Origin of the sequence: Devosia pacifica, assembly GCF_014652635.1 — a bacterium.
GTDB classification, from domain to species: Bacteria; Pseudomonadota; Alphaproteobacteria; order Rhizobiales; family Devosiaceae; genus Devosia; species Devosia pacifica.
Map to the genome: position 1 here is coordinate 949,633 of NZ_BMZE01000001.1, position 19,461 is coordinate 969,093.

The following is a 19,461-nucleotide window of genomic DNA, read 5'->3' on the forward strand; positions in this document are numbered from 1 at the left end:
GCAACGCGCTCTTGCGCGCTGCTTGCAGCCCTCTTAAGAGGGTCTCTCGACCGACATCGACATGAGGCTCGCCCGGACCCACACCAGTGTGTCCGCCCATCGCCGCGAGCCCGACCTGGAGAATGACCGTGACCGGCTGGCAGAAAAAGAAGACGACCGCCCTGTTGATCCTCGAGGACGGCACGCGCCTTGAAGGCTATGGCATCGGTGCCGAGGGTCATGCTGCGGGCGAAGTCTGCTTCAACACCGCGATGACCGGCTATCAGGAAATCCTCACCGATCCCTCCTATGCCGGACAGATCATCACCTTCACCTTCCCGCATATCGGCAATGTCGGCGCCAATGACGAGGATATCGAAACCGTCAACATGGCGGCGCTTTCTGGCGTGCGTGGCGCGGTGCTGCGCGCCGACGTCACCAATCCGTCGAACTGGCGCGCTGCCGAAAAGCTCGATGCCTGGCTCAAGAAGCGCAATATCATCGGCATCTCCGGCATCGATACCCGCGCCCTCACCGCCCGCATCCGCGAAAACGGCATGCCCAATGGCGTCATCGCGCACGCACCTTCCGGCGATTTCGACGAAGCCTCGATCATGGCCGAACTCGAAGCGTTTCCGGGCCTAGAAGGGCTGGATCTCGCCCGCGAAGTCTCGACTGCGCAGACCTATCATTGGGATGAGGCGCGCTGGAAATGGGGCGAAGGCTACGCCAGCATCCCCAATCCGGAGTTCCACATCGTCGCCATCGATTATGGCGCGAAACGGAACATCCTGCGTTGCCTGTCCGAACAGGGCGCGAAGGTCACCGTGCTGCCGGCCACCGCAACCGCGCAGGACGTGCTCGATCAGAATCCCGATGGCATTTTCCTGTCCAACGGCCCCGGCGATCCGTCTGCGATGAGTGACTACGCCGTGCCCGCCATCAAGGAGCTGATGAACGCCGGGAAGCCGATGTTCGGCATCTGCCTCGGCCATCAGTTGATGGGCCTCGCGCTTGGCGGCACCACCTCGAAGATGCACCAGGGCCACCATGGCGCCAACCACCCGGTTAAGGACCTGACCACCGGCAAGGTCGAGATCACCTCGATGAACCACGGCTTCGCGGTAGACGCCAAGACCCTGCCGCCTGGTGTCACCCAGACCCATTTGTCGCTGTTCGATGGCTCGAATGCCGGCCTCGCGGTTGACGGCAAGCCGATCTTTTCGGTGCAGTATCACCCGGAAGCCAGCCCCGGCCCGCAGGACAGCCATTATCTGTTCACGCGGTTCCTGAACCACGTGCGTGCGCAAAAGGGCATGGATGCGGTGCCCGAACATCCCAAGCCGTGAGCATAAGGCTCATCACAGCCGCCGAGCGCCCTGATCTTGTGGCGCCGGCGGAGGCGATGAATTCCGCGGTCTGGCCCGCCTACCTGTCGACCGCCTCATACCATGCCAACTGGTATCGGCTTTACGAGCCGCACCTGTCGCCGTTCCAGACCATTGCCGTCGAGGATGGCGCAGTTGTCGGCCTCGCTAACTGCGTTCCGTTTCCGTTGCCAGAGGGTGGCAGTTTACCGGACGAGGGTTGGGACTGGGTCCTGGCCACCGGAATCGCGGCCCGTGAAAAAGGCATCGCCTGCAATGCACTGTCGGCGCTCTCGGTCGCAATCGTCCCTGAATATCGCAGGACCGGCCTTGCAGTAGAGATGCTGACCCGGATGAAGCAGTTTGCCCGCCAGGCCAATCTGTCCGCGATGTATGCGCCGGTTCGCCCAACCGGCAAGCCGCGCTACCCGCTTCAGGCTTTCGATACCTACTGCCACTGGACCCGCCCAGACGGCACGCCGTTTGATCCGTGGCTGCGCACGCACGTCCTTATGGGCGCACGCTTCGTCAGCATCGCCGCGCGCTCGATGACGGTCTCTGCGTCAACGGATCAATGGCAGAAATGGACCGGCCTGCGCTTTCCTCAATCCGGTGCGTACTATCTGGAGGGCGGCCTCGCCCCCCTCCAGATCGATCTCGATGCCGATCGCGTCACCTATCTCGAGCCCAATTACTGGATGCAGCACCCGCTCACGGCGGACTGATCCGTAAGAGTCAGCTCGGCATCCCGCTGAAGCGCAACGCCCTGTCATCATTCTCCGCCAGTCGCGTCATCTCCCGCTCGAGCTCGTCGCGATCATCCACGCCGCGCAGCAACCGGCCAGCCAGCGCGTCGAACCGGCCAGCCGCAATGTCCGCGATCAGCGCCGCGGCGCGCTCCGGCGGAATGTTGACCCCGTTCTCAAACAGTTCCTGGATACCCGGCAAATGCGCCTGCCCTTCGGGGGAGTTGAGCTGCAGCTCGGTCATTGCCGTCCGAACCAGCCCCGGATCGACCGCGAACGCCATCACGCCGGCATCCTTGGTCGTATCGTTGAGGCATTCGGTGAAGCGCATGATCGCAGCCTTGCTCGAGGCATAACCGGACCCGTTCGGAAAACTGTTGCCTGTGCCGCCGCCGACAAGATTGACGATCCGCCCGCGTCCGCGCGAGCGCATCGCAGGCGCCACCTCACGGCAGGTATGGAACGTGCCGCGCAGATTGATCTCGATATCCTGCCACCATTCGTCCGGGTCACACTCCCAGATCGGACCGAATGCGCGGAACGATCCGTGGTTATTAACGAGCGTGTCGATCGGGCCGAGTTCATCGACGATGCGCCCGAGGGCGCGTTCGACATCCGCCCGGCTCGTCAGGTCGATCTGCACCGCCAGTCCAGTGTGTCCCTCTTCTTCGATCAGAGAGACGGTCTCCTCAATCTGGCTCTTCGTGCGCGCCAGCACCGCAACCTTCGCGCCCTCGCGCGCCTGATGCAGCGCAATCTCGCGGCCGATACCCCGGCCCGCGCCCGTTACCACCGATACAGTCCCGTCCAGCCTTGCCATGTTCATCCTCCAGAATGCCTGTTGTTCTCTTTCGGTCGCGGACCGTACTAGTCCGCCTCGCCCCACAACTCCAGTAGTGGCCCGCTGTCACCACCCACCGGATCACGGCGCGGCATCGGCACTGCTGCAATGTTCTTGTCGGCCTGCGGGCGATCGTCCGGCTCGCCGCGCAAAATGTCCCACTCCTGTCCCGGCGGGTAGCCGCCGGCCAGCTGGAAGTCATCGCTTGAGCCGACATGCTGGTGCGCGACGCCTGCCGGGATCACGACGATGTCGCCTGCCTCGACAAGCAGCTCGCGCCCTTGCGGCCCGCCCATCATCAGCCGGGCCCAGCCGCTGAAGACACCGAGCACCTCGTGCGCTGTCGAATGATAATGGTGATAGTCGAACACACCGCCGCGCCATTGCGGCGCCCAGTCATTGCGCCGCAGCAGCACCTCCATGCCGTCTGCGTCAGCCGGCCCGGCGCCCTTGTAGATCAGTAGCGGCAGAGCGCTGTTGGGAAATCGTCCGTCATCCTCGAAGTGCTCGGCAAGGACGGTCGATAAATTGCCATTCGCCATCATCGTCTCCTTTTCCTGCTCAACGCCTGCGCAGCCTGGCCGTTCACCCCTGCAACAATCTAGGCTGCGGGCTGTCATAAATTGACCATCTGGTCAAATCTGCATAGCGTCCGAAATGTCGCCTTCATTCGCGCGTCACATCCCGGCGGCAAGAGATCACAAGCGTTGTTTGGCCCGCCGTCAGGCCGTGGCGACTCGCCTGTTTTCCGATATTCGGGGACCCTATTCAGGAGAATATTCGATGAATTTCCTTCCCAAGATCAGCCGCCGGACTTTCCTTGCCGGCAGCGCCAGCCTCGGAGCGGCTGCCGTCATGCATCCCTATGCCGTGCGCGCCCAGGCCAACCAGGCGCATCTGCGCATCATGGAGACCACCGATATCCACGTGGCGCTGATGCCGTACGATTATTATTCCGACGCCCCGACCGATACGTCCGGTCTGGCGCGCACCGCCTCGATCATCGAATCGATCCGCTCTGAAGCCGGAAACGCCGTGTTGTTTGACAACGGCGATACCATCCAGGGCAATCCGATGGGCGATTACGTCGCCTATGAGCGCGGCATCGATGGCAGCGATCTGCATCCGACCATCGAAGCGATGAACACGCTCGATTACGCCGCTGGCACCATCGGCAATCACGAGTTCAATTACGGCCTCGAGTTCCTCGATACGGCAATGGCCGGCGCCAACTTCCCCGTCGTTCTCGCCAATGTCGTCAATGGCACCGAACTCGGCGCGGACCCGCTCGCGGACGACACGCTCTATCCGCCCTATTCCATCTTTGAGAAAGATCTCGTCGACGGTGCCGGTGACACCCACACCATTCGCATCGGCGTCATCGGCTTCACCCCACCCCAGATCATGACCTGGGATGCCGCGCACCTCGCGGGCAAGGTCGCGGTTCGCGATATCGTCGAGACCGCCGAAGCCTGGGTCCCGAGGATGCGCGAAGAAGGCGCGGATATTGTTGTCGCGCTCTCGCACTCCGGCATCAATGGCGAAGGCTACGAGCCAGGCATGGAAAACGCCTCGCTCTATCTCGCCGCAGTCGAGGGTATCGATGTCGTCCTCACCGGCCACCAGCACCTGGTGTTCCCCGGCCCGGATTTCGCTGACGTCGAGAACGTCGATGCTGAAGCCGGCACGCTCAACGGCAAGCCCGCCGTCATGGCAGGCTTCTGGGGCAGCCATATGGGCCTTGTCGACCTTCTGCTGGAACGCGATGCCGAGGGCGCCTGGACCATCGCCTCGCATACCTCTGAAGCCCGCCCGATCTATGAGCGCGTCGATGGCACAGTCACCCCGACCGTCGAGAACGAGCCGGAAGTCGTCGCCGCCATTGAGGACGAACACAGGGAAACGCTCGATTATATCCGCCGGCCTGTCGGCGAGACCGAAGCGCCGCTTCACTCCTACTTCGCCCTCGTCGCCGATGACCCATCGGTGCAGATCGTCAACATCGCGCAGATGTGGTACCTCGAACAGATCATGCAGAACGAGGAGTGGGGTGATCTCCCGCTGCTGTCCGCTGCAGCCCCGTTCAAGGCCGGCGGTCGTGGTGGCCCGGACTATTACACCGACGTTCCGGTCGGCCCAGTCGCCATCAAGAACGTCGCCGATCTCTACCTTTACCCGAACACCATCCACGCGGTGAAGATCACCGGCGCCGATGTCAAGAACTGGCTCGAGCGCTCAGCCGGCATCTTCAATCAGGTAGAACCCGGCGCCACCGATGCTCCGCTGATCAATCAGGAATTCCCGTCCTACAATTTCGACGTGATCGACGGCGTCACCTACAAGATCGATATCACCCAGCCCTCGAAATATGATTCCGAGGGCAACGAGATCAATCCAGACGCCAACCGCATCGTTGATCTCAGCTATGACGGTGCCCCGATCGATCCGGAGCAAGAATTTATCGTCGCCACCAACAACTATCGCGCTGGCGGCGGCGGCTCCTTCCCCGGCATCGGCCCGGACAAGATCGTCTTCGTCGGCCCGGATACCAATCGCGATATCATCGTGCGCTACATCGTCGAGAACGGTTCGATCAATCCGTCCGCCGACGACAACTGGTCGCTGGCCGAGATCGAGGGTGACACGACGGTCCTCTTCGAGACCGGCCCGAGCGCGCAGGAGCGCATCGATAGCGTCACCGCCATCGATGTCAGCTATGTCGAGGAAACCGATACCGGCTTCGGCGCCTACCGCATCACGCTCTAACGTTCTCCGGGCCCGGCGATATCGTCGGGCCCGGCATCCAGCTTCTCGCGCAGTTGCTCCAGCGCCATGCGCAGTTGGTCGATCGCATCGAGATCGAAATCCGTCGCTCCGGCCACCTCGAGCGGAATCGATAGTGCGCGTTGGCGCAGTGCTCGCCCCTCTTCCGTAAGGTACACCCGCACCACCCGCTCATCCTCATGATCGCGCTCGCGGCGCATCAGCCCGCGCGTCTCCATGCGTTTCACAAGCGGAGTGATCGTGCCGGAATCGAGGATCAATCGTTCCCCGAGCATCTTGATGCTCAACCCATCCTGTTCCCACAGCACCAGCAGCACCAGATATTGCGGGTATGTAAGCCCCAGCGCATCAAGCCGCGGTTTGTAGAACCGGTTGAAGGCGTGGCCCGCGGCATAAATCGCAAAGCACAGCATCCTGTCGAGACGCAGCGGGTCAATCTCGGTATCGCTCATCAATGCACTCCCAACGGCGGTTCCTGAGGCGGCTGACCGCTTCAGGCGTCATCATCGGAACTGTACCGAAAATTTAGATTGCGCACAATTAAATTGTACACTACATAAGCAGGGTAGCTTTCTACAGGAGATCCGAAATGATCAAATCCGCTGTCTATTCCGCCCACGCCACCACCACTGGCGGCCGCACCGGCCACAGCCGGACCGATGACGGCCGGCTCGAAGTCGATCTCGATACGCCCAAGGCCATGGGCGGCAATGACGGCCCCGGCACCAACCCCGAACAGCTCTTTGCCGCCGGCTACTCCGCCTGCTTCCTCGGCGCGTTAAAGGCTGTCGCGCGCAACGAGAAGGTCAAGATTCCTGATGAGACCAGCATCGAAGCGCAGGTCGATTTCGGCGAGAACGCCAATGGCGCCGGTTTCAACATTGCCGTTGCAATGAAGATCACCATCCCGGGCATGGAAAACGCTGAGGCAAAGGAACTGGTCGAGAAGGCTCACCAGGTCTGCCCATACTCCAACGCCACCCGCGGCAATGTCGATGTGAAGCTCGAAGTCGCCTGAGGCTGCGTCCCGGAAACAAAAAAGCGGCCCTCTATTGGGGCCGCTTGCTAAAGCGCGGGGGCTCCTGTGACGGTCACTCGCCGTCCGGCACCACCTCGACGCTGACGGCAGGCACATCAACGTCGGCGGTACCGCCAACATTTTCGTTGCCTTCGCCAAAAAAGATCAGATAGGCGATGAGCGCCACCGCGACCACCAGAACAATCCCGGCTACAATCGCCAGCGGGTTGGTCTTGCGCTCGACAATCACGGTTTCACGGTCAGCCATTCAGATCTCCTTCGCCTGTTGGGCGACTCAGAACGTACGGTAAGGGACTAAGTTCCTCAGCCGTCGCGTCCTCCGGCACTTTTCCAAGCCGCTTGAATTCACCGGTTAAACTTGCTCCAATCCTGCATTCCTCCCTGTCCGGCATCAGGACGTGTCTGCCATGGATGCAAAGCCTACAATCACCCGCCTGCTCGCGGATGCGGGTATCACTGTCAACGGCCCCGAGCCGTGGGACATCCAGGTCCACGACGAACGGCTCTACCAGCGCTTTCTCGCACAGGGCACGCTCGGCTTTGGCGAGGCCTATATGGATGGCTGGTGGGACGTCGATGACATGGCGGAGTTCTTCAACCGCGCCATCCGCCGCACCATCGACAAGGAGTTTCGTCCCTCCCTCAATCTCGTCTGGCAGACCCTGCAGGCGCGCATTCTCAACATGCAGACCGTCTCCCGGTCGCGGCGCGTCGCCGAGATGCACTATAGCGAAACCGACGCCTACAAGGCCTCGCTGGATAAGCGGATGACCGGCTCATGCGGCTACTGGCCCGAAGGCGTGAGCAATGTCGATGAGGCGCAAGAAGCCAAGCTCGACATGGTCTGTCGCAAGATCGGCGTTAAGCCCGGCCAGACCGTGTGGGATATCGGCTGCGGCTGGGGCGCTTTCATGGGCTTTGCTGCCGAAAAATACGGCGCGAATTGCGTCGGCGTCACAGTCTCGCCGGATCAGGCAGCGTACGGTAGGGAACGCTACAAGGGCCTGCCGATCGAGTTTCAGGTCAAGGACTATCGCGAGTTCACCGGCAAGGCCGACCACGTCGTCTCAATGGGCATGTTCGAACATGTCGGCTACAAGAACTACCGCGCGTACTTCGAAAAGACCCGCGAGGTCATTTCTGACGATGGCCTGTTCATGCTGCACACCATCGGCAGCCAGTGGACCACAAGCACCATCGATCCATGGCTCGAAAAGTACATCTTTCCCGGCGGGGTCATCCCCTCTATGGCGCAGATCGGTGAAGCGATCGACGGGCTGTTCACCACCATCGACGTGCACAATATCGGCCCGCACTACGACAGGACTCTTGTCGCCTGGTATGAAAATTTCGACCGCAACTGGCCGCGCCACAACGGCCCCAAAGCGGAGCGCTTCTACCGCATGTGGAAATATTACCTCCTGTGCTGCGCCGGCGGCTTCCGCGCCCGCGCCATTCAGGTCTGGCAGTTCGTCTTCTCCCCCTCCGGGGTCCCCGACGGCTACCTGACCCAGCGATGAGCCAGAACAAGGGAATTCTCGCCTGCCTCGGTAACCCGCTTGGCTAAACCTCGAACACTAGCAGACAACTGTAGTGTGTGCCCGGCCCTGCCGGCGTTGGCCCGGTATTGATCCGCACGATCTCGTTCGTCTGCCGCAACCCTGCGCGCAGACACGCGCCGAACTCGGCGATCAGTGGCCGAAACCCCTCCTCGGTTTTCACATTCGAGACCTCAACGACCACTGCGCTTCCCGGCTTCATAAACCCGCGCAACCCAAAGAATATCTGCGCCATATCGCCAAAATAGCTTGGACCCCATGGGTCATCCTTGAGGTTCACCATCGGATAGGGTGGGCTTGTGAACAACAGGTCGAACCGATCGTATCCACCGTCATCCAGCATCGATTGTATCGGCGCATTCACGATCCGGTTCGGTGGGACAAGCCCCTCGCCCGCAAACAGCGCGCGTTTCGGGTTCTGCTCAAATCCCACGGCATGCCGCCCTAGCGCCTGCGCCACAGACAAGGTCGTTCCAAACCCGGCAAACGGGTCGAGAACCCAGTCCCCCTCTGCACTGAACGTGCTGATCACCCGCTGAGTGAGTTCAAGCGGCGAGCGGTCCTCGGCAAAATCATCGAACGTAATAGGCTCAAGCCCACCATCGAGCATCCAGACATCGCCCATGCGCTGATCTCCCGAGCCATCGCTTCAACCAACATGGCAACGGAAATTAACCTTTCCGCTTCACGTCCCTGCAAGTGCCTCGGTCCTAAGCTTTGTGCCTATCCAACCAGAGCATCTGCCATGTCCTCGCCTGCGCTTTCCATATCAGGACTCGCCAAGAGCTTCGACAAGCCGGTCATCGACGGGTTTGATATCGCCATTCGCCAAGGCGAATTCTATGCGCTGCTCGGGCCCAACGGCGCCGGCAAGACCACAATCCTGCGAATGATAGCCGGTCTGCTGGCGCCCGACGCCGGTGAAATTTCGGTTCTCGGCGTCGATGCATTGAAGGACCCGGTCGCCGCAAAGCGGCTCGTCGCCTGGGTCTCTGATGAGCCGATGGTCTATGATCGCCTCACCCCTCTCGAATACCTCGAATTCGTCGCCGGTCTCTGGCAGGTCGAGGCCTCAACGGCGCGCCATCGTGCCGAAGAGCTGCTCGAATGGCTCGACCTCACCGATGTTGCCGACAGCCGCTGCGGCGGGTTCTCCAAGGGCATGCTGCAAAAGGTTGCCCTCGCCGGCGCCTTGGTGCACGAACCGCGCCTGATCATTCTTGATGAACCATTGACCGGCCTCGATGCCGGCTCCGCCCGCAAGGTCAAGGATCTGCTGCGCGAGAAGACCCGCAACGGCATCACCGTTGTCATGACCACCCACATCCTCGAAGTCGCCGAGCGCATGGCGGAACGGATCGGCGTACTGTATGGCGGCCGACTCGTCGCCGAGGGCACGCTCGGCGAGTTGCGTACCCGCATTGGCGGCGGACACACCACGCTCGAGGAGATCTTTCTCGATCTTGTCACCGCCCGCCCGACGGAGACCGCCGCGTGAGCGCCGCGCCGACAAGCTTTGCCTGGTTCGCGCAGCACGAAGTGTCGCTGGCTTGGCGCGACTTCACGACGATGCTGACTGGCGGACGCCGCAGCCGCGCCATCGGCGTCATTGTCGCCGTATTTATAGCCATCGCGCTACTGCACCTGCTGGCCCTCGGTCTGGTGGTCTCATGGGCGGATCAGGGTATCGGGCCGGACAAGCAGACCTTCATGATGCTGAGCGGTTTCGGGCTGCTGTTTGGCGCGGTCATGTTCTCCCAAGCGCTGGAATCGGTCACGCGGGCCTACTATGCGCGCTCGGATCTTGAACTGATCCTGTCCTCGCCTGCCTCGGCGGCTCGGCTGTTCGCGGTACGCAGCGCCGCGGTTGCCGCCGGTACTATGGCGTTGAGCTGCCTCCTCGCCTCGCCATTGATCAACGCGCTGGCGCTTCTCGATGGTGCGCACTGGCTGGCGGCCTACCTGGTCCTCGCGGCTCTCGGCGCGCTTGTCGCCGCGCTTGCAGTGCTCGTCACCTCCGGGCTGTTCGCGCTGGTCGGCCCCAAGCGCACGCGGTTTGTCGCCCAAATCCTTGCCGCCATCGTCGGCGCCGGGTTCGTTGTCGGCATTCAGGTCGCGGCGATCCTCCATTTCGGCAGCTATTCCCGCTTCACGCTCTTCACCGCGCCGGAAATCATTGCGTCGGCACCGCCCGTTGCAAGCCTCGTCTGGCTGCCCGCACGCGCCGCCATGGGCGATGCGGCGGCGCTGATGCTGGTGATAATCGCGGGGCTCGGTGCGCTTGTCGCCACCGTCGCCGCCTCCGGCAGCAGTTATGCCCGCCTCGCCATCGCCGCCACCACCGTCGCCGGACCCTCGGCAAAACACCGCAAGACGACACGCTTCCGCCAGCGCACGCAAATGCAGTCGCTGCGGGTCAAGGAGTGGCGCCTTCTCGCGCGTGATCCTTGGTTGATCTCGCAAACCCTGATGCAGTTGCTCTATCTGCTGCCACCCGCCGTTCTGTTGTGGGTCAATTACGGTGCCAGTGCCGGCACCTATGTCGTCGTCGTTCCGGTTCTGGTCATGGCCTCTGGTCAGCTCGCTGGCGGCTTGGCCTGGCTCGCAATCTCTGGCGAGGATGCGCACGATCTGGTCGTCACTGCCCCCATCTCGCCGCGCCAGGTCCTTCGCGCCAAAGTCGAATCCGTCCTCAGCGTCGTCGGTGTTATCCTGTTGCCGCTTCTGGCACTGATTGCATTCGAAAACCCGCATATGGCGCTCGTCACCGCAATTTGCGCGGCCCTCGCCACCGGCTCGGCCACGGCAATCCAGCTGTGGTTTCGCACTGTCTCGCGCCGCGCCCTGTTCCGTCGCCGCCAGACCGCATCACGCGTTGCCACCATCAGCGAAGCATTCGTCTCAATCATGTGGGCCGGCACCGGGGCGCTATGGGCAGCCGGCACGGTCGCTGCCATTGCTCCGGCCATTCTGGCGCTTTTGATTTTCGGCGTTGCGCGCATGATGGCGCCGAAACGCCACTGAGTCGCCAAAACCATGCTCAAGACTTCAACTGATCTGCCGATCCGCCGTGCCACCATTGCGGATCTGGAGGCTGTTCTGGCGCTTTCCGACGCCGGTAACGCCAACGGCCCGATTGAGCCGGACCCCGTCGCCTACCGCGACCCGCGCTACAGCGCAGCCTTCGAAGCCATCGCCGCCCACCCCGACCATGACCTGTTCGTCGTCGAGCACGAAGGAGAGGTCGTTGGTACGTTTCAGCTCAGCATCATCCCCGGCCTGCCGCGCTTCGGCATGACGCGCGGCCTCTTGGAGAACGTCCATGTCCGCGCCGATCAGCGAGGCACCGGCATCGGTACGAAGATGATGGAATGGGCGATCGCCCACTGCCGCGAGCGCGGCTGTGGCCTCGTCCAGCTAACCTCAAACAAGGTTCGCAAGGACGCACACCGCTTCTACCAACGCCTCGGCTTTGAAGCCTCACACGAAGGCTTCAAGCTGATGCTATGAAGAACCTGCAGCCTTTTCGTAAGCGTTGAGCAGATCGGTCACGAGGATACCGTTGATCCGCATGCCTGTCAGATCCGCGTTCTCTATGGTTGCATCCTTCAGCGTGACATCACTGATGGTTAGCCCGCTTAGATTTGCGTTTGTGATCGTAGCGCCACTCAGATTCACATTGTTGAAGCGCGCGTTCGCGAGGTTGGCATCGTCAAAATCTGCCTCTTCGAGCGTCGTGTCAGCGAACCGCGCTTTCTTCAATACTGCGTAAAAGCGAGCCTCTTCGAGGTTGAGCCCGTCGAAGTTGGCGCCTGCCATATCGGCCCGGCTAAACTGTTCGCCTTGCATCTGCGGCCCATCAAACGGGTCTCGTTTTTCCGCTTCGCTCAACGCGCGTCTCCCCGTCCATGCTTGGGCCAGATAGGCCTTTACCGTCAGTGCGCGACGATCGCGTGCGGAATGTATGGCGCTTCGAGCGCGGCGATTTCGTCCTCGCTGAGCTCTAGGCCCACCGCCGCCACGGCATCATCGATATGCTCCGGCTTCGTCGCACCAACGATTGGCGATGTGATCGCCGGTTTCGACAGCAACCACGCCAGCGCAATCTGTGCGCGCTTCACACCACGCTTTTCAGCTAGGTCCGCGACCACCTCGGCAACTTGCCGGTCGGCATCCTCGGTCTTGCTGTAAAGCCGCGAGACCATCTGGTCGGTCTCTTCGCGGCGTGTGCTTTCGCCCCATGGCCGTGCAAGCTTGCCGCGGGCCAGCGGGCTCCACGGCAATACGCCAATGCCCTCCGCTTCGCACACCGGCAGCATTTCACGCTCTTCTTCGCGGTACAGCAGATTGACATGGTCCTGCATTGAAACGAACCGCGTCCAGCCGTTCATCTTCTGCGTGTAGAGCGCCTTGGTGAACTGCCACGCATACATTGAAGAAGCCCCGATATAGCGTGCCTTGCCCGCCTTCACGACGTCATGCAGCGCCTCGAGCGTTTCCTCGATCGGCGTCGAGGCGTCCCAGCGGTGGATCTGATAAAGATCCACGTGGTCAGTCCCCAGCCGTTTCAGGCTGGCATCGATCTGTTCGAGGATATGCCGTCGAGACAGCCCGCCGCCATTCGCGCCCTCGCGCATCCGCCCATGAACCTTCGTCGCAATCACCACGTCCTCGCGCCGGGCGAAATCGGTCAGCGCCCGTCCGACGATCTCCTCGCTGGTGCCGTCCGAGTAGACATTGGCGGTATCGAAGAAATTGATCCCGGCATCTAGCGCCTGGCGGAGGAAAGGCCGGCTGGCCTCTTCCTCCATTGTCCATGGATGTCCGCCCCGGTCGGGAATACCGAAGCTCATGCAGCCAAGACAGATGCGCGAGACCTCTAGGCCGGTCTTGCCAAGCTTCACATATTCCATCCGTAACCCTCTAGAACGTGTTGTTCATCTTGTCCGATGTGGGCAGCGTCTTGCCATCGGGTTTGTCGAGCGCGTCAATCTTGGACATGTCATCCGGGCTGAGCTCAAAATCGAACACATCGAAATTCTCAGGCACGCGTGACACCGTCGCTGTCTTCGGCAGCACGATCAGGCCCTGTTGAAGGTGCCAGCGGATGATCACCTGCGCAACGCTTTTGCCGTGGGCCTTGCCGATTTCAGCAATCGTCTCGTCCCCAAGCACGGCGCCGCTGCCGAGCGGGCTGTAGCTTTCAATGGCAATCTGGTTTTCCGCGTGCAGCGTGCGGTTTCCCCGCTCCTGATAGTATGGATGAAGTTCGATCTGGTTGACTGCCGGCGTCACGCCCGTCTCGCGCTGAATGCGCTCCAGATGCTCGGGCAGGAAGTTCGAAACGCCGATGGATTTAACCCGGCCCTGCTCCTTGAGCTCGATCAGCGTCTTCCATGCCTCGACATATTTGTCCTGCTGCGGCACCGGCCAATGGATCAGGAACAGGTCGAGATAATCGAGCTTCAGCAGCTCAAGACTCTTGTCGAATGCCGCCAACGCCTGGTCGCGCTCATGGGCACCGTTGCGCAGCTTCGAGGTGACGAAAACGTCCTCACGCGCTAGGCCGGAATTCTTGATCGCTTCGCCGACACCACCCTCATTGGAGTATCCCTCGGCGGTGTCGATATGCCGATAACCGGCATCGAGCGCCGCGCCGACGACTTCAGGGGCCTTGTCGTCCTCCAGTCGCCACACGCCGAACCCGAGCTGCGGAATCGTGTTGCCATCGTTGAGCGCGATCTCGGGTACCTGGACCATGTGTGTCCTCCTCGGTGTGTTCGTTGAAGTGCGCCAGCGGCGCTTGGCAGGGCATGCACCTTAGTGTGCAGCGTCGCCAGACCAAACCCTGCGGGCGCCGAAAAGTTTCGTTTGGCCTGCCCTCAGCCGTCAGTCGTGATTCCGCCGTCAGAATCTGGTAAGCAGCATCCTTCTCCGCCAAAGCGTGAGCGACGATGGCCGACGAAAGCACCACAAAACCGAGAACCGAGACCAGGAAAAAGACGGCAAGACCGCCTCTGTTCAAGGTCATTCTCGTCAATGACGACTTCACGCCACGCGAGTTCGTGGTCCGTATCCTCAAGGGCGAATTCCGCCTCAGCGAGGATCAGGCGCATCACGTGATGCTGACAGCGCATATGCGCGGCGCCTGTGTTGTAGCCGTATTCACCAAGGAGGTGGCCGAAACCAAGGCCACCCGCGCTACCGAAGCGGCTCGAAACAAGGGCTACCCCCTGCTGTTCACCACCGAACCTGAGGAGTAGCGCGGCGCCCCCTTGTCCGGCAGCGAACGGCTGTGTCGCACCCTCGCCTGTTGTGCGGCTTCCAGTTTGCGGGCATCCTTGGATAAAGCGAAAACAGCGCCTTAGCGGGAACCTCATGAGGGATGAAGATTCACGCGACCTGCGAAGGGACTTCGCCGAAGTTGTGAATATGACGCCGGCCGAGCTGGCTGAATGGCTCGATACGGAAGAGAGCCGCCAGGCGGCGCGGTCGGATGGAGGCGGCGAGCCGTTCGAACAGGAGCTCGGACGGCTGTCGCTCGAGATCAAGACGAAACCGGTCTCGCAGCTCACCATCGACGATTACCTGCATATGCGCAGGATCATCGAGTGCGTGCATCGCCATCTGGTACGGCGTCCCGATGATGCAGCCGGTCTGGCATACTGGCGGCACGCTCTGATGAACTGCGGGCACGACCCGCTGAAATAACTCAGGCTTCCACAATCGGCTGGAAACCGCCGAAGATCATCCGTTTCATGTCGAATGCCTCCGGCATGTCCGCGAGACTGGGGTCCTTGTAGATCTCGTCCCAGGCTGCGTCCCGCGCCGCCCGCGATGGCCACTCCACCCAGGAAAAGACCACCGATTCGTCTTCGCCCGCGTTCACTGCGCGTCGAAAGTCCGTGGTCTTGCCTTCGGGAACATCATCGCCCCAGCAATCGACGGCTCGCAGCGCCCCATTGGCGATCAGCAGCGCGCTCATTTGTTGGATCAGGTCGGTATAAAGTTGTCGGTTCTCTGTCGGTACGGCAATGACCGCGCCGTCGATATAATCGGGTTTGCCGCCCGGCCCGGCGTCGCTCAGCACCTCGAACCCGCCATAGATCATGCGCGTCGCATCAAATGGCATGGTCTCGCCCATCTTGGCGAAAGCTTCATCAGTTTCCATCTTGCGCCCGGCTTCGTCGCGCGCAGCCCTGGTCTCATACTCCACCCAGGAAAAGACAATGACCTCACCGGGCTCGGCTTTCACCGCGCGGTAAAAATCCGTCACCTCACCGCGCTCCACCGCTTCGCCCCAGCACTCCATGAAGCGCACCGCGCCGAACTGGCGAAACAGTGGTGCAGCCTCTTTGGCGTGCTTGCTATAGGCATCCTTGTTGTCGGCAGGCACTGCTGTGACGAAACCATCGACATACTGCATTCTCGTGTCCCCTCGCTGGCGCATCAAGGCGCGGCCCTGGACTTTAACTCGGACTCCATGTCGAAACTAGAACACGAAACGAGCACGGCCTAAAGCCAGGACGCCGTCCCGCTTTGCCCACACAGGCGCAACGGAATTCAACGCGCCGGCGGAATGCGTCGTCCCGCCCCTTCCCATCGCCGCGTGCATCGGTTAGAGAGCCCGCCTAGCCACCTCATCTGTCCCAGCGCCGCGCCCGAGTGCGCCGCGGCGATTTTCGCGCGGGTTGGTTGGGTGGCAGGCCCGGGTGACCGGCCCGACCAAACGCCACAGATCAGAGCGAGACAATGCCGAAACGCACCGACATCAAATCCATCCTCATCATTGGTGCGGGGCCGATCATCATCGGGCAGGCATGCGAGTTCGATTACTCCGGTACGCAGGCCTGCAAGGCGCTCAAGGCCGAGGGCTACCGGATCATTCTGGTGAACTCGAATCCGGCCACCATCATGACCGACCCCGATCTGGCCGACGCCACCTATATGGAGCCGATCACGCCCGAGGTCGTCGCCAAGATCATCGAAAAGGAACGCCCAGACGCACTGCTGCCGACCATGGGCGGGCAGACAGCGCTCAATTGCGCGCTGTCGCTGCGCAAGATGGGTGTACTGGAGCAGTTTGGCGTCGAAATGATCGGTGCCACCGCCGATGCCATCGACAAGGCTGAGGATCGCGAGCTGTTCCGCGATGCGATGACCAAGATCGGGCTCGACACGCCGCGCTCGATGCTGGCGCATAACTCGATCGAGGCTTTGCAGGCACTCGAGGTCATCGGCCTGCCCGCCATCATCCGCCCCTCCTTTACGCTCGGCGGCACCGGCGGCGGCATCGCCTACAACAAGGAAGAATACCTCTCGATCTGCGAGAACGGCATCGACGCCTCGCCCACCAACGAAGTGCTGATCGAAGAATCGGTGCTCGGTTGGAAGGAATACGAGATGGAGGTGGTGCGCGATAAAGCCGATAACTGCATCATCATCTGCTCGATCGAGAACCTCGACCCGATGGGCGTGCACACCGGCGATTCGATCACCGTGGCCCCCGCGCTGACCCTGACCGACAAGGAATACCAGATCATGCGGGACGCCTCGCTGGCGGTTCTGCGCGAGATCGGTGTCGAGACCGGCGGCTCCAATGTGCAGTTCGCGATCAACCCCGAAGACGGGCGCATGATCGTCATCGAAATGAACCCGCGCGTCTCGCGCTCTTCAGCCCTCGCCTCGAAGGCCACCGGTTTCCCGATCGCGAAGGTCGCGGCGCGCTTGGCCGTCGGCTACACGCTCGATGAACTGGAGAACGACATCACCGGCGGCGCCACCCCCGCTTCGTTCGAACCCTCGATCGACTATGTCGTCACCAAGATTCCGCGCTTCGCCTTTGAAAAATTCCCCGGCGCCGATAACCGCCTGACCACCTCGATGAAGTCGGTCGGCGAAGCCATGGCGATCGGCCGCACCTTCCAGGAATCGCTGCAAAAGGCCCTGCGCAGCCTCGAAACAGGCCTCACCGGCCTCAACGGGCTGACCATTCCCGGCCTCGGCGAAAGCGAAGGCGAGGACAAGAACGCGATCAAGGCCGCCATCTCGACACCCACGCCGCAGCGCCTGCAATATGTCGGCGAAGCCATGCGGCTTGGCATGAGCCTTGAGGAAATCCACGCCGCCTGCAAGATCGATCCGTGGTTCCTCGAGCAGATGAAGGGCATCATCGACGTCGAAGCCAAGGTGCGTGCCTACGGCCTGCCGGATGATCCCGACGTCATGCGCGACCTGAAGAGCATGGGCTTCGCCGATGCGCGCCTCGCCGAGCTCGCTGGCACCAAGACTTCGGAAGTGCGCAAGAAGCGCCGCGCCCTCGGCGTGCGCCCGGTCTACAAGCGCATTGACACATCGGCGGCTGAGTTCGCCTCCCCCACCGCCTACATGTACTCGACCTATGAGGCCCCCTTCGCCGGCCAGCCGTCCGACGAGGCAATGCCGTCCGACCGCAAGAAGGTGATCATCCTTGGCGGCGGACCGAACCGCATCGGGCAAGGCATCGAGTTCGATTATTGCTGCTGCCATGCCGCATTTGCGCTTGCAGATGCCGGCTACGAAACCATCATGGTCAACTGCAATCCGGAGACCGTCTCGACAGACTACGACACCTCGGACCGTCTCTATTTCGAGCCGCTCACCGAAGAAGACGTCATCGAGATCATCGAGACCGAAAAGCAGAACGGCACCGTTCACGGCGTCATCGTGCAGTTCGGCGGTCAAACCCCGCTTAACCTTGCCGAAGCCGTCGAGAAGGCTGGCGTTCCGATCCTCGGCACCCAGCCCGAGCAGATCGACCTTGCCGAGGACCGAGATCAGTTCTCGCGTCTTCTCAACCGTCTGGAGCTCACACAGCCCAAGAACGGGATTGCTTATTCGCTCGAACAGGCGCGCCTGATCGCCGAGCGCCTGGGCTATCCGCTGGTCATCCGCCCGTCCTACGTGCTTGGCGGCCGCGCCATGGCGATCGTTCATTCCCCCTCCGGGTTCGAGCATTACATCCAGGAAACCCTCAGCGGCCTGGTGCCGCCGGAAATCCTAGAGCGCTACCCCAACGACAAGACCGGCCAGATCAATTCGGTGCTGTCCGACAATCCGCTGCTGTTCGACGGCTACCTCTCCGGCGCGATCGAAATCGACGTCGATGCGCTGTGCGATGGCAAAGATGTGTTCGTCGCCGGCATCATGGAGCACATCGAGGAAGCCGGCATTCACTCCGGCGACAGCGCCTGTTCCCTGCCCCCGCAGCATTTGTCGCCCGAGATCATTGATGAACTCAAACGCCAGACCGCGGCGCTTGCACGCGGCCTCAAGGTCGGCGGCCTGATGAACGTTCAGTACGCGCTCAAGGACGGCACGATCTACATTCTTGAGGTCAATCCGCGCGCCAGCCGTACCGTGCCGTTCGTCGCCAAGGTCATCGGCGTGCCGCTCGCCAAGATCGCCAGCCGCATCATGGCCGGTGAAAGCCTCGCGAGCTTCGAGCTGGTCGAAAAGACCTTCAAGCATATCGCCATCAAGGAAGCGGTGTTCCCGTTCTCGCGCTTCCCGGGCGTCGACACCGTGCTTGGCCCGGAAATGAAGTCCACCGGCGAGGTCATTGGCCTCGACAGCAATTTCGCCATGGCCTTTGCGAAGTCTCAGCTTGGCGCCGGCCAGCGCGTACCGACCTCGGGCACCGCCTTCATCTCGGTCCGCGATGAAGACAAGCCGCAGATCCTCGACGCCATCCGCCAGCTTCAGGGCGCCGGCTTCAAGATCGTCGCAACCGGCGGCACGCAGCGCTATCTCGTCGAAAACGGCATCGAGGCAACGCGCATCAACAAGGTGCTCGAAGGTCGTCCGCACATCGTTGACTCGATCAAGAATGGCGGCGTGCAGATCGTCATCAACACCACGGATGGCACAAAGGCGATATCCGACAGCCGCGATATCCGCCGCACGGCGCTGCACTCGCGGATCCCGTACTATACCACGGTCCCCGGCGCCGTCGCTGCTGTCGAAGGCATCATAGCTTACAGCGATGGCAGCCTTGGCGTTCGTTCGCTGCAGGACTACTTCGCGGCCTAAAGCGAAACCCGGCAAGCCTTTGCCTGCTTGCCCCCCTCAAGCGCCTCCCGCTACAACACTGGCGGGAGGCGCAATC

The 19,461-nt window shown here is 61.8% G+C and carries 20 protein-coding genes; 11 read left to right on the top strand and 9 right to left on the bottom strand.

Features of this window, described 5'->3' with window-relative positions:
• Nucleotides 1-122 precede the first annotated feature (122 nt).
• Nucleotides 123-1,328 (top strand): glutamine-hydrolyzing carbamoyl-phosphate synthase small subunit, encoded by a 1,206-nt coding sequence (carA, locus tag IE127_RS04785; RefSeq protein WP_189423883.1) that lies wholly within the window; start codon nucleotides 123-125, stop codon nucleotides 1,326-1,328.
• Nucleotides 1,325-2,071: a GNAT family N-acetyltransferase gene (locus IE127_RS04790; protein WP_189423885.1), complete on the top strand. Its 747-nt coding sequence runs from the start codon at nucleotides 1,325-1,327 to the stop codon at nucleotides 2,069-2,071. Before carA ends, IE127_RS04790 begins: the two co-directional genes overlap by 4 nt.
• Before the next feature lie 10 nt (nucleotides 2,072-2,081).
• Here the strand turns inward: IE127_RS04790 and IE127_RS04795 are convergent, their stop codons facing one another.
• Nucleotides 2,082-2,912: an SDR family NAD(P)-dependent oxidoreductase gene (locus IE127_RS04795; protein WP_189423887.1), complete on the bottom strand. Its 831-nt coding sequence runs from the start codon at nucleotides 2,910-2,912 to the stop codon at nucleotides 2,082-2,084.
• A gap of 47 nt (nucleotides 2,913-2,959) precedes the next feature.
• Nucleotides 2,960-3,475: a cupin domain-containing protein gene (locus tag IE127_RS04800; RefSeq protein ID WP_210310417.1), complete on the bottom strand. Its 516-nt coding sequence runs from the start codon at nucleotides 3,473-3,475 to the stop codon at nucleotides 2,960-2,962.
• Between the two features lie 241 nt (nucleotides 3,476-3,716).
• On the opposite strand from IE127_RS04800, the gene IE127_RS04805 reads away from it, so the two are divergent.
• A complete protein-coding gene (locus IE127_RS04805) occupies nucleotides 3,717-5,699 on the top strand; it encodes a bifunctional 2',3'-cyclic-nucleotide 2'-phosphodiesterase/3'-nucleotidase (protein ID WP_189423889.1) in 1,983 nt (660 codons plus the stop codon).
• Here the strand turns inward: IE127_RS04805 and IE127_RS04810 are convergent.
• Entirely contained in the window at nucleotides 5,696-6,169 is a 474-nt protein-coding gene (locus IE127_RS04810; protein ID WP_189423890.1) for a MarR family winged helix-turn-helix transcriptional regulator, read from the bottom strand. The genes IE127_RS04805 and IE127_RS04810 overlap by 4 nt on opposite strands.
• A 137-nt stretch (nucleotides 6,170-6,306) precedes the next feature.
• Here IE127_RS04810 and IE127_RS04815 point away from each other — a divergent pair, with 137 nt between their 5' ends.
• On the top strand, nucleotides 6,307-6,735 hold the full coding sequence (locus IE127_RS04815) for an organic hydroperoxide resistance protein (RefSeq protein WP_189423891.1): 429 nt from the start codon (nucleotides 6,307-6,309) through the stop codon (nucleotides 6,733-6,735).
• 73 nt (nucleotides 6,736-6,808) lie between these two features.
• Here IE127_RS04815 and IE127_RS04820 read toward each other — a convergent pair whose 3' ends face one another.
• On the bottom strand, nucleotides 6,809-7,003 hold the full coding sequence (locus tag IE127_RS04820) for a hypothetical protein (RefSeq protein ID WP_189423892.1): 195 nt from the start codon (nucleotides 7,001-7,003) through the stop codon (nucleotides 6,809-6,811).
• 160 nt (nucleotides 7,004-7,163) lie between these two features.
• Between IE127_RS04820 and cfa the strand changes: the two genes are divergently transcribed.
• The gene (gene cfa, locus IE127_RS04825; protein WP_189423893.1) at nucleotides 7,164-8,276 is read left to right on the top strand and encodes a cyclopropane fatty acyl phospholipid synthase; all 1,113 of its coding nucleotides are present in this window, start codon (nucleotides 7,164-7,166) and stop codon (nucleotides 8,274-8,276) included.
• 43 nt (nucleotides 8,277-8,319) lie between these two features.
• On the opposite strand, the gene IE127_RS04830 is transcribed toward cfa, so the two are convergent.
• Entirely contained in the window at nucleotides 8,320-8,940 is a 621-nt protein-coding gene (locus tag IE127_RS04830; RefSeq protein WP_189423894.1) for a DNA methyltransferase, read from the bottom strand.
• 120 nt (nucleotides 8,941-9,060) lie between these two features.
• Between IE127_RS04830 and IE127_RS04835 the strand changes: the two genes are divergently transcribed.
• Genes IE127_RS04835 through IE127_RS04845 form a run of 3 tightly spaced genes read left to right on the top strand, consistent with a single transcriptional unit; the run spans nucleotide 9,061 to nucleotide 11,825 of the window.
• On the top strand, nucleotides 9,061-9,813 hold the full coding sequence (locus tag IE127_RS04835; protein WP_189423896.1) for an ABC transporter ATP-binding protein: 753 nt from the start codon (nucleotides 9,061-9,063) through the stop codon (nucleotides 9,811-9,813).
• Complete coding sequence (locus IE127_RS04840) at nucleotides 9,810-11,339, top strand: permease (RefSeq protein ID WP_189423898.1); 1,530 nt, start codon at nucleotides 9,810-9,812, stop codon at nucleotides 11,337-11,339. The genes IE127_RS04835 and IE127_RS04840 overlap by 4 nt, the downstream gene beginning before the upstream one ends.
• Nucleotides 11,340-11,351: 12 nt before the next feature.
• Nucleotides 11,352-11,825, top strand: a complete 474-nt coding sequence (locus tag IE127_RS04845) for a GNAT family N-acetyltransferase (RefSeq protein ID WP_189423900.1) — start codon at nucleotides 11,352-11,354, stop codon at nucleotides 11,823-11,825.
• On the opposite strand, the gene IE127_RS04850 is transcribed toward IE127_RS04845, so the two are convergent.
• The 3 genes from IE127_RS04850 to IE127_RS04860 are packed head-to-tail and all read right to left on the bottom strand — an operon-like array spanning nucleotide 11,820 to nucleotide 14,075.
• Nucleotides 11,820-12,206, bottom strand: a complete 387-nt coding sequence (locus IE127_RS04850) for a pentapeptide repeat-containing protein (protein ID WP_189423902.1) — start codon at nucleotides 12,204-12,206, stop codon at nucleotides 11,820-11,822. The genes IE127_RS04845 and IE127_RS04850 overlap by 6 nt on opposite strands.
• 44 nt (nucleotides 12,207-12,250) lie before the next feature.
• Entirely contained in the window at nucleotides 12,251-13,228 is a 978-nt protein-coding gene (locus IE127_RS04855; protein ID WP_189423903.1) for an aldo/keto reductase, read from the bottom strand.
• A gap of 10 nt (nucleotides 13,229-13,238) precedes the next feature.
• Complete coding sequence (locus tag IE127_RS04860; RefSeq protein ID WP_189423905.1) at nucleotides 13,239-14,075, bottom strand: aldo/keto reductase; 837 nt, start codon at nucleotides 14,073-14,075, stop codon at nucleotides 13,239-13,241.
• Between the two features lie 194 nt (nucleotides 14,076-14,269).
• Here IE127_RS04860 and clpS point away from each other — a divergent pair, with 194 nt between their 5' ends.
• Nucleotides 14,270-14,578, top strand: a complete 309-nt coding sequence (clpS, locus tag IE127_RS04865) for an ATP-dependent Clp protease adapter ClpS (protein ID WP_189423907.1) — start codon at nucleotides 14,270-14,272, stop codon at nucleotides 14,576-14,578.
• Nucleotides 14,579-14,693: 115 nt separating this feature from the next.
• On the top strand, nucleotides 14,694-15,026 hold the full coding sequence (locus IE127_RS04870) for a DUF3140 domain-containing protein (protein WP_189423909.1): 333 nt from the start codon (nucleotides 14,694-14,696) through the stop codon (nucleotides 15,024-15,026).
• Between the two features lies 1 nt (nucleotide 15,027).
• On the opposite strand, the gene IE127_RS04875 is transcribed toward IE127_RS04870, so the two are convergent.
• Nucleotides 15,028-15,741, bottom strand: a complete 714-nt coding sequence (locus tag IE127_RS04875) for a DUF1428 domain-containing protein (RefSeq protein WP_189423911.1) — start codon at nucleotides 15,739-15,741, stop codon at nucleotides 15,028-15,030.
• Between the two features lie 326 nt (nucleotides 15,742-16,067).
• Between IE127_RS04875 and carB the strand changes: the two genes are divergently transcribed.
• On the top strand, nucleotides 16,068-19,385 hold the full coding sequence (carB, locus tag IE127_RS04880) for a carbamoyl-phosphate synthase large subunit (protein ID WP_189423913.1): 3,318 nt from the start codon (nucleotides 16,068-16,070) through the stop codon (nucleotides 19,383-19,385).
• Nucleotides 19,386-19,461: the final 76 nt, after the last annotated feature.

What these genes read in the sequence shown, in the direction of transcription:
- carA (WP_189423883.1), top strand. Translation starts at nt 123, where the DNA reads ATGACCGTGACCGGCTGGCAGAAAAAGAAGACGACCGCCCTGTTGATC.
- IE127_RS04795 (WP_189423887.1), bottom strand. Translation starts at nt 2,912, where the DNA reads ATGGCAAGGCTGGACGGGACTGTATCGGTGGTAACGGGCGCGGGCCGG.
- IE127_RS04800 (WP_210310417.1), bottom strand. Translation starts at nt 3,475, where the DNA reads ATGGCGAATGGCAATTTATCGACCGTCCTTGCCGAGCACTTCGAGGAT.
- IE127_RS04805 (WP_189423889.1), top strand. Translation starts at nt 3,717, where the DNA reads ATGAATTTCCTTCCCAAGATCAGCCGCCGGACTTTCCTTGCCGGCAGC.
- IE127_RS04810 (WP_189423890.1), bottom strand. Translation starts at nt 6,169, where the DNA reads ATGAGCGATACCGAGATTGACCCGCTGCGTCTCGACAGGATGCTGTGC.
- IE127_RS04815 (WP_189423891.1), top strand. Translation starts at nt 6,307, where the DNA reads ATGATCAAATCCGCTGTCTATTCCGCCCACGCCACCACCACTGGCGGC.
- IE127_RS04820 (WP_189423892.1), bottom strand. Translation starts at nt 7,003, where the DNA reads ATGGCTGACCGTGAAACCGTGATTGTCGAGCGCAAGACCAACCCGCTG.
- cfa (WP_189423893.1), top strand. Translation starts at nt 7,164, where the DNA reads ATGGATGCAAAGCCTACAATCACCCGCCTGCTCGCGGATGCGGGTATC.
- IE127_RS04830 (WP_189423894.1), bottom strand. Translation starts at nt 8,940, where the DNA reads ATGGGCGATGTCTGGATGCTCGATGGTGGGCTTGAGCCTATTACGTTC.
- IE127_RS04835 (WP_189423896.1), top strand. Translation starts at nt 9,061, where the DNA reads ATGTCCTCGCCTGCGCTTTCCATATCAGGACTCGCCAAGAGCTTCGAC.
- IE127_RS04845 (WP_189423900.1), top strand. Translation starts at nt 11,352, where the DNA reads ATGCTCAAGACTTCAACTGATCTGCCGATCCGCCGTGCCACCATTGCG.
- IE127_RS04855 (WP_189423903.1), bottom strand. Translation starts at nt 13,228, where the DNA reads ATGGAATATGTGAAGCTTGGCAAGACCGGCCTAGAGGTCTCGCGCATC.
- IE127_RS04860 (WP_189423905.1), bottom strand. Translation starts at nt 14,075, where the DNA reads ATGGTCCAGGTACCCGAGATCGCGCTCAACGATGGCAACACGATTCCG.
- clpS (WP_189423907.1), top strand. Translation starts at nt 14,270, where the DNA reads ATGGCCGACGAAAGCACCACAAAACCGAGAACCGAGACCAGGAAAAAG.
- IE127_RS04870 (WP_189423909.1), top strand. Translation starts at nt 14,694, where the DNA reads ATGAGGGATGAAGATTCACGCGACCTGCGAAGGGACTTCGCCGAAGTT.
- IE127_RS04875 (WP_189423911.1), bottom strand. Translation starts at nt 15,741, where the DNA reads ATGCAGTATGTCGATGGTTTCGTCACAGCAGTGCCTGCCGACAACAAG.
- carB (WP_189423913.1), top strand. Translation starts at nt 16,068, where the DNA reads ATGCCGAAACGCACCGACATCAAATCCATCCTCATCATTGGTGCGGGG.